Origin of the sequence: Chryseobacterium sp. CBSDS_008 (assembly GCF_049959325.1) — a bacterium.
Classification (GTDB): domain Bacteria; phylum Bacteroidota; class Bacteroidia; order Flavobacteriales; family Weeksellaceae; genus Chryseobacterium.
In genome coordinates this window covers 4,191,878-4,205,205 of record NZ_CP188202.1, presented here as the reverse complement: position 1 = coordinate 4,205,205, position 13,328 = coordinate 4,191,878, and the positions used below count along the sequence as shown (strand labels likewise).

The following is a 13,328-nucleotide window of genomic DNA, read 5'->3' as shown; positions in this document are numbered from 1 at the left end:
TATGAGCGACTCTATAATTTTAGGTATTGAATCGTCCTGCGACGACACCTCAGCAGCTATCATCAAGGGAAATTCTATTCTTTCAAACATTGCCGCGAATCAGGCCATCCACAAAGAATATGGTGGTGTTGTTCCTGAATTGGCTTCACGGGCCCATCAGCAAAATATTATCCCCGTTGTTGAAAAATCTTTTTCCAAAGCAAATATACAACAAAATGCTATCTCAGCTATAGGATTTACACGCGGACCCGGACTTTTAGGATCTCTTCTTGTAGGAACATCATTTGCTAAATCTCTGGCTATGAGCCTAAATGTACCATTAATTGAAGTAAATCACCTTCAAGCCCACATTCTGGCCCATTTCATCGAAGATGCAAATCCTGTGCCGCCTGCCTTCCCTTTCTTATGTCTTACGGTAAGCGGCGGACACACCATGATTGTATTGGTAAAAGACTATTTCGAGATGGAAATCATTGGAAAAACTATTGATGATGCCGCAGGAGAAGCTTTTGATAAAATCGGGAAAATCTTTGACCTTGATTATCCTGCCGGACCTATTATCGACAGACTGGCCAAAGAAGGAAATCCTGATGCTTTTAAATTCAATAAACCGAAGCTTGAAAACTATGATTATTCTTTCAGCGGTATAAAAACTTCTGTGTTGTATTTCATTCAGAAAGAAGTCAGAAAAAATCCGGATTTCATCAAAGAAAATCTTAATGATCTGTGTGCCTCTGTACAGAAATCCATTATTGAGATCCTGATGCATAAGCTTGAAAAAGCGGCCAAAGATCTTAACGTAAATGAAGTGGCCATCGCTGGTGGTGTTTCTGCCAATTCTGCTCTGAGAAAAGCAATGGAAGACAATAAAGAAAGATTAGGCTGGAATATCTATATCCCCAAGTTTGAATATACTACAGACAATGCTGCGATGATCGCTATGGTAGCTAAGCTGAAATTTGAGCGGGGAGAATTTACGGATTTAAGAACTTCCGCAACAGCAAAATACGATTTGTAGAGTGTGGAGCCACGAAGTGGCGAAGTAAAAAGCAAAGGGTTTCAGCCCTTTGAAATTAAATAGACCAACAGTAACGAGCTACGAAGTAGCAGGATAGAATGGGACAATCTCTTGTTAAAAATTATGTTCATATCATATTCTCTACTAAAAACAGAGAACCGCTAATTGATGATAATACAGGAAGAATTATTTTCATATCTGGCAGGAATTTGCAAAAATATGGAATGTAATCCCGTAAGAATTGGAGGCTATAAGGATCATGTTCATATCCTTTGTCTTTTATCAAAAAAAGTAACTCTTGTAAAACTTTTGGAAAGTTTAAAATCTCATTCTTCAAAATGGATTAAAACTAAGGATAAAAAATATTCTCATTTTTATTGGCAAAATGGCTATGGAAGTTTTTCAGTTAATCCGAAAGAAATAGAAACCGTAACACAGTATATCAACAATCAAAAAGAACATCATAAAATTAAAAGCTTTAAAGATGAATTTTTAATATTTCTAAAAAATTATGTGATAGAATTTGATGAAAGATATATTTGGGATTAATATTTCGCTCTTTCAGAGCTCATTAAATAACCTCAATTCAAACAAAGACCTACAGTCTTTGCTAATTATTGCACCACTTTGTGGCTCTTAAAAAAAATAAAATGAAACTATTCTACGGAGAAATTAACGGAAATAAAGTAATTATCCACGATGAAGAGCAGCAGCATATTGTAAAAGTTCTTCGGATGAGGGATGGAGAAGATATTCACGTGACAAATGGCAAAGGGAAACTGGCTTCCGGAAAGCTTGTCATTGAAGGTAAGAAAGCAGGTATTGCTATTTCCGGGATCAAAGAAGACCTGCCAGGGTTTACTCCTAAGCTTCATATTGCCATTGCCCCGACCAAAAATATTGACAGAATAGAATTCTTTGTGGAAAAGGCTGTGGAGATGGGTATTTCTGAGATCAGTATTATCCTAACAGAGAAAACAGAACGTAAAAACATCAATATTGATAAGATCAGGAAACAGGCTGTTGCCGCATCCAAGCAAAGTCTGAGGTTTCATTTTCCGGTTATCAATGATGCTGTAAAACTGACTGACTTTCTGAAAAACATTGATCCGGAACATACTTTTGTAGCGCACTGTCATGAGAATCTGGAAAGAATTGACCTTAAAAATATCCCTCAGCTTGAACAGCTTACATTTTTAATAGGTCCTGAAGGCGATTTTTCTGAAAAGGAAATTGCATTTCTGGCAGAAAATAAGGTAAGAGCCGTATCTCTCGGAAACCAAAGACTGAGAACAGAAACGGCCGGTGTTTTCGTCGCCGCATGGAATTATTATAATATGATATAAATAACAAAAGAGAAGGTTTCAGGCCTTCTCTTTTTATTTCCGATTCATTATTTCCAGTCAACATTATTTTCGCTTAGGTACTTTTCAAAAATCTGCTGTCCGCTTCTGATTGAATTAACTGTCCAGAGGATTTTCATTCTTAAAAGCTTTTTTTCATTTAATTTATACTCAATATCGGATTTTATCAGCTTTTGTTTCAATTCATACATACAAATGGAAGCCGCTACAGAAACATTGAAGCTTCTCGTAAAGCCATACATCGGAATAGCCAGTGTTTCATCGGCAAAATCTAAAATTTCCTGTGAAACCCCTTCCATTTCAGTTCCAAAAACTAAAGCAATAGGCTCTGTAATTTCATATTCAGGAAGCATTTTTGCATTATTTTCCAGAGAGACAGCTACTATTTTATATCCACGGTCTTTAATATTCCGGAAGGATTCCATATTCCGGGGAAGTTTTTCAACCTCAACCCAGGTATCGGCCCCTTTTGTTACGCGAAGATTGGGCTCAAAACTATATTCTTCCTGCAACGCCACTACTTTATGGAAACCGCAAGCTTCCACAGAGCGTACAATGGCTGCTGCATTTCTAAACTGATAGACGTCTTCTACAACAGGAAGCACAAAGTCTGAACTTTCCTGGGAGAAATGTTCAATTTTTGCCAGTCTTTCCTCTGTTAAAAACTGTTTTAAATATTCATAAGTCTGTGCTAAATCATTCATCTGCATTTAGTTATTTTTTCAATAGCCTCGTGAAACGTCTTCATTTCTCATCATATCTTTACAAAATTTTATGATAAGCGTTTCATTCATTTTCAAATCTTTGCAAATTAACGTAATTTTGGCCTATGAACCCTAATCGGGCTCCAATTCTTAATTAAAATTAGTACATGAAGCGAAAAGTCCTGCTCATCTATACCGGTGGAACCATCGGAATGGAAAAAGATTATGAAACCGGAAGTCTCCGTGCCTTTGATTTTGGAAATATATTTGAAAAGATGCCTGAAATGAAGCTCATGGAATGTGAAGTCTTCGTTCATCCTTTTGCCAAACCACTGGATTCTTCGGATATGGGGCCTGAAGAATGGAGAGTGATCGCTAATTATATTCAAAAAAATTATGATGATTATGATGGTTTCCTGATTCTTCACGGAACGGATACGATGTCTTATACCGCATCAGCATTAAGTTTCATGCTAAAAGGATTAAGAAAACCTGTGATTATGACCGGTTCTCAGCTTCCGATTGGTGATCTGAGGACAGATGCCAAGGAGAATCTTCTGACCAGCCTTTATTATGCCAGCCTTTATGAGAATGACGAAGCAGTTATCCAGGAGGTTGCCATTTACTTTGAATACAAATTATTAAGAGGAAACAGAACCTTGAAATATTCTGCAGAATATTTTGATGCCTATGCCAGTCCGAATTATCCGATCCTGGGGCAGTCCGGAGTTCATCTGAATATTATTAAAGACAATTTATTCCGTTGTGATCCAAAGGCAAAATTCCATGTGGACGAGCATATTTCTGAAGATATTTTATTCTGGAGAATTTTTCCTGGAATGCACCTGAGCCACTTCAGGGAAATCCCTAAAATGAAGGTTCTGATTCTTCAGGTTTTTGGTTCGGGAACTATTTTCAGCAGTGCAAAAACTCAGGAAACGCTTCAGGAAATCAGAAATAACGGAACTGAAATAGTGGTGGTAAGCCAGTGTATTTCAGGAGGTATCTCATTCGGGAAGTATGAAAACAGCAACATCTTCTCCAGAATCGGAGCGATCAGCGGAAGAGATATGACTGCGGAAACAGCAATTACGAAAGCAATGCACCTTATTGATAATCCTAGCTACTCCGGAAGCTTTGCTGAAAATTTCACCAGAAGCCTTTGTGGAGAAATTACTGATTAAATTGCAAAATAATTTGGATATTCCAGAAAATACGCTATTTTTGCAATCTCAAAAAGAGAGGTGTCCGAGTGGTTGAAGGAGCTACCCTGGAAAGGTAGTATACGGGTAACTGTATCGAGGGTTCGAATCCCTTCCTCTCTGCAAGAAAAAATAAAAGCCTGCGCTAATTTTTAGCACAGGCTTTTTTGTGATTAATAATTTCCGGATTACCCTGCTTTCCCAATAGGTATTTCTACCCAAAACAACAATTAGTAATTTACACCCTATTCTATCCGCCTGATTCTTTGTTACTTTGGAATATAAAATAACCTAAAAACCAATTTAATATGACATCAACAAGTGTAAATGCAAATTCTTCAGGCCAGCTGGTACTTGGAAACGGAGCACAGTTCTGGGTGTATCTTTCACCCCAAAATGATACTTCTAAAATGATTTCTACATGGCGGGTAACTTTTTCACAGGGAGACTGGAGCGACTTCATCTCAAGTGAGAATCCTACCAAGCAGATTCAGACCCCTAATCTTTCAGGGATTTTTGAAATCAAGGTAGAATTATTAAGCGGATCTACCGGTACATGGCGCCAGATTCCGCCTCAGGCTGGAAGCCATAATGAGATAGGCTGTAATTCCAACTGTGCTTCAATGGTAGGCATTGTTGCTGACAGTACGAATCCGCCTATCGGAGCTATCAATGCTCATTTCTGGACAACATGGGATGCCATGTGCGGAGTAAGACAGAACTAAAGTGTAAAAATAAACCAGTCCATAAAAATCAGATTGCCACAGTATTTATATTGTGGCAATTTATTTTTGTATGTATACCACATACAATCAAATAATTACACAATAAGCTCATAGCTTTAAAACTCCTTTTCCATAAATTACTAACAAGTTATCCACAATTTACCCACAATTAAAATACTGTTCTGAAATTCATTTTTTTTCCTTAGAAAGTTTTATTCCTAAATCTGTCCCAAATCCTCCTTTTACTTTGTCTTGTTTTTAAACAGTTTTAAAAGTTTTTGAATAAACATTCTATGAACCAAGTTTCTAATTTTGTGATTACTAAGTATTTTCTCTGCGTATCAACAGTATTCTTATCCGTCTCATGGTTTCGCAGTTATTTAAAATTAACAGTAAAACAGTTATCCATACTATTGAGCATGAAGAAATTTTTTACAGCATTATTTTTATGGGGATGTATAGGAACATCTATAAAGGCCCAGATCAGTCCGCCCGGATTGGGAGATGCCAACAATGCATTCTGGGGAGCCTTCGGAGTGAAGCGACGGTTAGATTCTTTGGGTAAAAAACAAGCTTTGAGTTATATTGCAATCGGAAGAAAGAGCAGTCCGGATGATCATAATCTATTTTCGAAACAGGCTATTGTTGTCTTGAATCACGAAGTCTACCATTCTTTTGCTCCTCATCAGCAGTATAGCTATGCGTTAAGTTACCGCCGTCAGCCACAGTATGAAAGTACGGCACCATATGACAGGGAAAATACGGAACAGGAATTCAGAATTTACGGAAGATATGCCTATACATTTGATCTTGGAAAAAGATGGAGGCTGAAAAATACCATAAGGCAGGAATTCAGGAAGTTTTTTGATGCAGATTTCCATCAAACAGAGGAAGACTTTCAACTGAGAACGCGCATCAAGAGCCAATTGACCTATAATGTATCTCCTAAAAACAATCAGAAACTGGCATTAAGCGCAGAAGCCCTGTTTTCTGTCAGTCATCTTAATGAACCCGAGTCCAAATGGGGTTCGTTCGGATATCGCGAAATGCGGATTGCAGCTTATTATATGTTTACCATCCCTAATTCACCTTTTACAGTAGATATAGGATATATGGATGATCTGATCAGGGATAGCAGGAGCATTCATCATGGAGGTGTTCATTATCTGGCAGCCGACCTGATCTGGAATATTCCTTATAGGAAGAAAAATTATTAAAACAACTTTTAAAAAGTTTTGTACAATAGGTATAAGACTTTTTATTTTTAAACACGTCAAGTTCTGTCGTATCAGCTTATTATTTTTGCCATAGATCAAAACAAGAATCTTGCAAGAGTTGTACATCTATCATTAAAATAATAACACCAAATACAAAAACAATGACTTACACCAATGATTTTTCGCAGCAGGGAGCTCATATCCTAATGACAATCTAGTACAGCTGGTAGATAGCTTCACTGACGAAAATGTGAATTTTAAAAAAGTAACTACATGGCACGACGGATCAGCAATGACTCCAACAAAAGCCGACGGTATTATTTACAGACAAAAAGGCAGCGATTACTATGCAGATGTAGAATGGCTTTCTAATCGAACGGTATATGTCAAAAGGTTCGGGGCAAAAGGAGATGGAATAACCAATGATGCACCCGCCATCAGAAGAATGATTTCTTTTCTTCCTCAACGAGATTTTATTATGTCATTTGAAAATGCAAAATATATGCAGGGGGACGGAAGTTTTACAGAGAGATATGCACTTGGTACAAATCCTGAGACCGGAGCACCTGTGTACATCGGAGGAGAAAACGGAAAAGACAATATAGGACATGAACTCTTTTTCAGCTTTACAGATAAATCAAATTTTACTATCTATGGTAACGGAGCTGCGGTAAAGGCTCATCCTGATAATCCCCCAATTATTAACATGCGTGGTTTTGAATTTTTACGATGTAAAAATTTTAAAATAGAAAATCTCAATTATGACGGTTCTAAAAATGACAGAAAGCCAGATGGCGGTGATCCACATAAATATAATAATCAATCGGGTTTCAAAATAAGTTCATCACAAAGATATGAATTACTAGATTGTAGATCTGATAACTGCTGTATGGATGGTTTTTATATTTCTTCAGATGAGCTTTTTGCAGAAGTAAAAACCAACATCTGGAATGAAGATGGAGTTTTAAGAAATTGTCATGCAGACAATAACTACAGACAAGGATGCTCCGTTGTAAACAGCAAAAGATTCAAAGTGATTGGAGGATCATATACCAATACAGGGAAAACCTATGGAACATCACCGGAAGCAGGAATTGATATTGAAGAAGGCACCCTGTCTGATTTTGGACGCGGCAGTGTTGATACGGTGATTGATGGTGCTTTATTTGAAGATAACAAGAATACAGGTCTGTCTCTTCATGTAGGAGCACGAGATAGCAATGTTACCAATTGTGTTTTCAGGAACAATCCATTATTTGTAGCTCCGGATGAGCATGGATTAAGCTGTAATAATACCATCTATAACAATAATTTTTATGATTCTCATGCCGAATTAAGAGGTGGTGGAGAGCATTTCTACGGCAATCGCTTTCATTTGTCACCACAATATTCATTTCATTTACAAGTAATTTATAAGTATCCGCATTTTATAAATAAAAAATGTCGTGAAACTCTGGTTTACAATAACTATGTTGAAAGAGAATCCGGAACCGGTCCTATTGGACAAGTAGCAGGGTCCTTAACTATAGGAGAGTATAAAGATGGTGTAAGAGTCTTTAACAATACTTTCATCAATCTGGCATCAAAAGATAATTTTCTATTCATCTATGGTCCGCAAAACAGAACATTAGAATGTTACGACAATACTTTCCATAATACGGATACATTTATTATCAATGCACCTATTAGTAATCTTACGTATACCAATATTGAAAGCTTTCTCAAAAACGCTTACAATAACAAAATTGAAATCCCCGGAATTTCTCCCATGGTCACTACAGTCAAAAAGGCCCAAGCAGACAAACTAGTGAGAAGCTTTCATCTGACAGATATCCACACAAATAAATTTGTAGATATCACCTTTGATCAGTTCACTTCTGCATTTGAAGCCAGAGATCTCTATCTTAAAGTTACAACAAAAGGCTACTGGTATGAGAGTGATTCTACCCAGGTAAAAGAAGAAATTATTTCTTTTACAGATGTAAAACCTATAAGCTATACCGGTACATTAGACGATTTTAAAAGACTTCCTGTTTCAACAGGTATTTATACTAAAAACAATAAGGCGGCCCTTACTTTTGCTCAAAGCAGTTTAGATTCAGCCAATCAAAAGTGGGTTCTGGACATTGTTATTGAAGTACTGGGGAATTATACAGATGATTTTCCGGTAAATATTTCTGCTCCTTATGATACCAACAGTCAGCCAATGATTATCAATTTACCACAGATCAAATCAATAAACCAGGCAGATTCATCAGCGATTGATATTACTGCACTTCGTAATGATTTTAACAGTCTGCTATTAAAGTTAAAAAATGCAGGGGTAATGCAAAACTAATATAAATACTACACTTAATCAAGGTTGTCTCATTACTGAGGCGGCCTTTTTATTTTATCTGTTTATAAAAATTATTTATTCTTGAATTAAGAGGTTATTATAAAATCCCAATCATTACTGACCGGGATTTTTGTTTGAAACATAAGTTTCTCTGCAATATAATTAAGTATGAATGTTTGGTGTAAAATTTAGTTGCACAATGTCAGAAACTCACGGCTCGTCTGCACGTTGAATTTCGCTTCTGCTCTTGAACGTGCATAAATAGTATGTTTAAACGCATGTACGGTTTTCAGTTTCTGATCTATGAATTCAGCAATCTGTGCTACAGAAAAAAGAAAATCTCTGTATACCGCCATATTGACCGTTTGACCATAGTATGGAAGATAAGCTTTTAAAAAAGGAATTGTTTTCTGATGGCGGTTGTAGCTGATACAGTATCCTACTCCTTCTACGGACGTAATAATAGCATAGTTATTAATATAATCCTGAATATTTTTATTACCCTCTAAGGCGTGCGCATTTTTTGAACAAAACTTATTGATCTTATCCAGAATGTGCTGGGCATATTCCATCATGGAAATATTTTTAAATTCAAAAACCTGGTTTATTCCATGGGAAGAAGAAGTTCCGTTTTGACAATCAATACAGAAAGAAATCCCGATTTTTTCATGGTAAGGGAAAAAACAGTCTTTCACTTCAATAGAGGCATCCGGCTTTAAGCTGTCATCCGTAAAGTTATAATAGACATACGGACTGTAAAGTTCAGCAAGAGCTTTCAGATAATCTGTTTCACTGGTATTATGATATTCTTCAAACCATTTTTCAAGGTTATCGTAATAATTACTTTCGAAGTCGTTAAAGTTTAAGTAAAATGGCAATTCCATAGCTCTGTAATTTTGATATGACAAAGCTATATCCGTAATGCGACAAAACTTGACGCAATATATTTTTTTGTAAAAAGATTTGAAAGATTGTTCAGCCAATCGTCAATTTTTGCTTCGCAAAATCAAGAGTGAATCATTATTAACGCGAAGGTTCGCAAGGTTTATTGGGTAACGTTTTATATTTTGTTCGCAAAGGCACTTCGTTCAGCCAAGATCTTAGTGTATACATTGCTGAGTGAAATACCTCTGCGATCGAAAGAAATTAAACATTATAAAAAACTTTGCGAACGCTGCGCTTAATAACATGCTAACTTATATAAAAATTCACAAGCGCAGCGAATTGACCATTCACCATTGACATTTACTTGTCGTAATTCTTCATAATGTACTCAAAGTAGTGCATCATCTTCAGATAGTTTTCAATGCTAAGGTATTCATTGGTGCTGTGAATGCTTTGCTGTTCGGCACTGTTGATTTTAATCGGCATGAATCTATAGACATTTTTACTTACAATCTCGTATTTACCGGCATCCGTTCCAGCCATGGTAAGGTATGGGGAAACAATAGCTCCGGGATGAATTTCTTTAACTCCGGCTTCTATCATTTTAAAAGCTTTTGTATGGGTTGGAGAAATAGCAGAGGCTTCTCTTGTATTGTCAATTTCTTCTACCTCAACATCAAATCCTTCCGTGGCTTTGGCAATATGATCACGGACGTCCTTTACCGAATTTCCGGGGAGCAGTCTGAAATTAACGACAAATTCCACTTCAGGGGAAAGAACATTGGTACCATCGCTTCCTTTCATCATAGTCAGGGCCGTGGTGGTCCTTACCAAGGCATTGGTTGTATTGTTTTTAGTAAGCTGTGAGATCAACACCGGTTTTAAAAGCCATTGATTGGCCAGTGCCATTCTTGTGGTAAAAGGCATTTCACCACCAATATTAGTAAAGAATTCTTTGATTAACGGGGTAATAACAGGCTTCATCTGATGGTCTTCCAGACGCTGCATAATCACGGCAGCTTTTCCGATGGCACTTTCCATAGGAGGCATTGATGAATGCCCGCCAAGTCCTTTTACTTTTATTTTCGCAGAAAGAAATCCTTTTTCCGCACATCCTATAACGGCTACATCTGTATCTATTCCTGCTACATTTCCTTTTCTCATAATCAATCCACCCTCATCATAAACAGCATCGAACTTCAATCCTTTTTTCTTAAAATAATCGGCGATCTGAATCGCTCCTTTTTGTCCGCCCACTTCTTCATCAAAGCCGAATGCCAGATATACATCACGTTGTGGAATCTGCTTATTTTTAATCATGGAATTCATGGATTCCATTAGGGAGAATAACATTCCTTTCATGTCTATTGCTCCTCTTCCGTAGATTCTCCCGTTGGCAACAGCTCCCGAAAAAGGGGCAAAATCCCAGTCTTCAGCTACTTTTGCAACAGGTTCAGATGGTTTATCATCCGGACGGAATACATTTTCTTCATTATTTTTTATATCGGCATCTCCGGGAGGTACCACATCCATATGGGAAAGAAATAAAATGGGCTCCAGTGCAGGATTGCTTCCTTTAAGCCTGAACACCAATCCATACTGATTGACCTCAACATTTTCTGTATTCTGATATACCAGTGGGTAAGATGCTTTTAAATAGGTTTTGAACTGATCAAACGGGGTATAATCGAATTCTCCCAAACTGCCCGTAGAAACAGTAGGAATTTTTATTCCCCCAGACAATCTCATAACTGCTGAGTCATTTTTTACAGGCTTCCAGTCTTCGCCAGCGCCTATATTGTTTTTCTTAAATGGATAGGTGTAGGTTTTAACCAATACTATGGCAGCCAGAATAACCACGATTCCCAAAAGGATTAAAAGAAATTTTTTCATAGAAATAGTTGTGAAGTGATTTATTTCTATAAATATAGCAAAGTATTGGGTGCCTGACAATTTAAGCCTCGCTTTTTCAACCGGAGGATCTCCTGAATACATGGTGGCCAGGAAATGATGATAAATCCTGTGCCTTTGCGATTCACTTTCTATGAATAAACAATTCTGGTTTAATTCAGGATTTCGTTCATTTCGGTTAAAATGATTGGCTTTCCGTCGGTAATGACAATCGTATGTTCGTGCTGAGCCATATAGCCGCCTTTATTTCCTGCCATGGTCCATCCGTCTTTTAGTTCTACAGCAATATTGGAATCGGTAGAAATAAATGTTTCAATAGCCACGACAGAGTTTTTCTTAAAACGTCTGGAATCATAACGGTTTCTGTAGTTCAGCAATTCGTCAGGCTGCTCGTGTAAGCTTCTGCCTACTCCATGCCCTGCAAGATTCTTTATCACTTTAAAGCCTCTTTTCTTTGCTTCTGTTTCCATCAAATGTCCTATGTCAGCTATTCTCACACCACCTTTTATATTATCAATAGCTTTTCTCAAAATATCTTTGGAAGCTTCCACCAGTTTTTGGTGCCCATGGATATCTTTTCCAATCACAAAGGAACCTCCGTTATCAGCCCAATAACCGTCCAGCTCTGCAGAAACATCAATATTGATCAGATCACCTTCTTTCAAAATCCTCTGATCCGTTGGAATACCGTGGCAAAATTCGTTATCTACACTGATACATGTCCAGCCTGGAAATCCATACGTCAGATAAGGAGCAGATTTCGCCCCGTAACCTTCCAGGATTTTAGCGCCATACTCATCAAGATCTTTCGTGGTCATACCCGGTTCAGCATACTCCATCATCTTCTTCAGGGTATAAGCAACGGCTTCACTTACTTTTTGCATTCCGATCATCTGATCTTCGTTGGTGATTGACATAGTTTTAATTATTGTTGATAACTACAAAGTTAGGAAATTAAAATATTCAGATACGTACCGTTTTAGCACAAATCTATGTATTGAAAAATAGGGTTACTACCCCCTTCACCAACCCCCTCTGCCCCCTTGGGTAAGGGGGTATACCCGGTTATATAAGAGGCTAAAGGGGGGTCCAAAGGGGCTCCAGGCACTTTGATAAGGGGTTAGAGGGGCTTATACAACTGGCTAGAGGCCGTTGGCCAAGGGTCTGAAGGTACTTATGAACTGTCAATAGCTACTTGATGAAGTGGGTGGAGAGGCTTGTCATAGTGTATGGAGACAGTTTACGAAATGATTATAGCAAATTAATGAGCGGCTGCGGAGACTTACTGTAGTGATCGAAAGCATTTCCGAGCTGTTGAAGATAGTTGATAACCAGTTCCAAACACTTTAATACTATGAGGATATTTTACCGGATATTTTTTAACCTTTACTTTACAGAATATATTGGCTTCCAATAAAATGATAAAAACCACTGCTGTGCAGTGGTTTGGTTTTATTTGAGGACACGAGCGAGACGATCGCGCCAGTGAGTATATTTTGCCTATGTTATTTTACTAACATCCAAATCACTTATCAAGTGTATATCACCTTCAATTTTAGTTTGCATCAAAATATCTAAAATATCCGGAGGTAAATCAATTATTTCTAAGGGTTTTATAGGAGTAGCAACCAAATGATAATGATTATCTATAAAATCATTTAAATTAGTCTTATCAAAAGAGTAAAGACCTCTTTGAGTAAAATAGATAAAATCTCTTAAATATCTTTCATCAACACCACTTCCAAATATTCTAGTTAATAATTCATCTAACAAAGGATTTACTATTGGATCGGATATTTTTGGCAACCCCTTAAAATAAGATACTAATTTTTTATTGTTTACTTCTGAATTTGCAACTGTTTCAGGTAATTTTCCTGCTCCAGAAGCAACAAAACTAATATATTTACCATCAGTAAAAAACCAGTCAATGTCTAATGTTTGTTGTTCTATTTCTGTATACATAA

Annotated in this window: 12 protein-coding genes and 1 tRNA gene; 8 read left to right on the top strand and 5 right to left on the bottom strand. The window is 37.2% G+C overall.

The genetic code is table 11. From position 1 onward, the window contains the following. The first annotated feature begins 1 nt into the window (after position 1). From tsaD to ACP3T3_RS19090, 3 genes are all read left to right on the top strand, one after another. Entirely contained in the window at positions 2–1,018 is a 1,017-nt protein-coding gene (tsaD, locus tag ACP3T3_RS19100; protein WP_426477324.1) for a tRNA (adenosine(37)-N6)-threonylcarbamoyltransferase complex transferase subunit TsaD, read from the top strand. 219 nt (positions 1,019–1,237) lie between these two features. Continuing rightward, complete coding sequence (locus ACP3T3_RS19095) at positions 1,238–1,567, top strand: transposase (protein ID WP_426477323.1); 330 nt, start codon at positions 1,238–1,240, stop codon at positions 1,565–1,567. A 101-nt stretch (positions 1,568–1,668) separates the two neighbouring features. Continuing rightward, positions 1,669–2,364 (top strand): RsmE family RNA methyltransferase, encoded by a 696-nt coding sequence (locus ACP3T3_RS19090; RefSeq protein ID WP_426477322.1) that lies wholly within the window; start codon positions 1,669–1,671, stop codon positions 2,362–2,364. A 47-nt stretch (positions 2,365–2,411) separates the two neighbouring features. On the opposite strand, the gene ACP3T3_RS19085 is transcribed toward ACP3T3_RS19090, so the two are convergent. After that, positions 2,412–3,086 carry a TrmH family RNA methyltransferase gene (locus ACP3T3_RS19085; protein WP_426477321.1) on the bottom strand — a complete coding sequence of 225 codons (675 nt, stop codon included), beginning with the start codon at positions 3,084–3,086 and terminating at the stop codon, positions 2,412–2,414. 167 nt (positions 3,087–3,253) lie between these two features. Between ACP3T3_RS19085 and ACP3T3_RS19080 the strand changes: the two genes are divergently transcribed. The 5 genes from ACP3T3_RS19080 to ACP3T3_RS19060 all read left to right on the top strand — a co-directional run bounded on the left by ACP3T3_RS19080 (position 3,254) and on the right by ACP3T3_RS19060 (position 8,568). Continuing rightward, positions 3,254–4,270, top strand: coding sequence for an asparaginase (locus ACP3T3_RS19080; protein WP_426477320.1), 1,017 nt, complete (start codon positions 3,254–3,256; stop codon positions 4,268–4,270). A gap of 54 nt (positions 4,271–4,324) precedes the next feature. Beyond that, positions 4,325–4,411: transfer RNA gene (locus ACP3T3_RS19075), tRNA-Ser, on the top strand. Positions 4,412–4,596: 185 nt separating this feature from the next. Beyond that, positions 4,597–5,013 (top strand): hypothetical protein, encoded by a 417-nt coding sequence (locus ACP3T3_RS19070; protein ID WP_034696971.1) that lies wholly within the window; start codon positions 4,597–4,599, stop codon positions 5,011–5,013. Positions 5,014–5,432: 419 nt separating this feature from the next. Continuing rightward, on the top strand, positions 5,433–6,230 hold the full coding sequence (locus tag ACP3T3_RS19065) for a hypothetical protein (protein ID WP_426477319.1): 798 nt from the start codon (positions 5,433–5,435) through the stop codon (positions 6,228–6,230). 250 nt (positions 6,231–6,480) lie between these two features. Beyond that, positions 6,481–8,568 (top strand): hypothetical protein, encoded by a 2,088-nt coding sequence (locus tag ACP3T3_RS19060; protein ID WP_426477318.1) that lies wholly within the window; start codon positions 6,481–6,483, stop codon positions 8,566–8,568. Positions 8,569–8,756: 188 nt separating this feature from the next. Here the strand turns inward: ACP3T3_RS19060 and ACP3T3_RS19055 are convergent, their stop codons facing one another. The 4 genes from ACP3T3_RS19055 to ACP3T3_RS19040 all read right to left on the bottom strand — a co-directional run bounded on the left by ACP3T3_RS19055 (position 8,757) and on the right by ACP3T3_RS19040 (position 13,326). Further along, positions 8,757–9,452: a hypothetical protein gene (locus ACP3T3_RS19055; protein WP_426477317.1), complete on the bottom strand. Its 696-nt coding sequence runs from the start codon at positions 9,450–9,452 to the stop codon at positions 8,757–8,759. Positions 9,453–9,813: 361 nt separating this feature from the next. Beyond that, positions 9,814–11,346, bottom strand: a complete 1,533-nt coding sequence (locus tag ACP3T3_RS19050; RefSeq protein WP_426477316.1) for a M20/M25/M40 family metallo-hydrolase — start codon at positions 11,344–11,346, stop codon at positions 9,814–9,816. A gap of 170 nt (positions 11,347–11,516) precedes the next feature. Next, on the bottom strand, positions 11,517–12,281 hold the full coding sequence (gene map / locus ACP3T3_RS19045) for a type I methionyl aminopeptidase (protein ID WP_426477315.1): 765 nt from the start codon (positions 12,279–12,281) through the stop codon (positions 11,517–11,519). A gap of 583 nt (positions 12,282–12,864) precedes the next feature. Then, a complete protein-coding gene (locus tag ACP3T3_RS19040) occupies positions 12,865–13,326 on the bottom strand; it encodes a hypothetical protein (RefSeq protein ID WP_426477314.1) in 462 nt (153 codons plus the stop codon). Positions 13,327–13,328 lie beyond the last annotated feature (2 nt).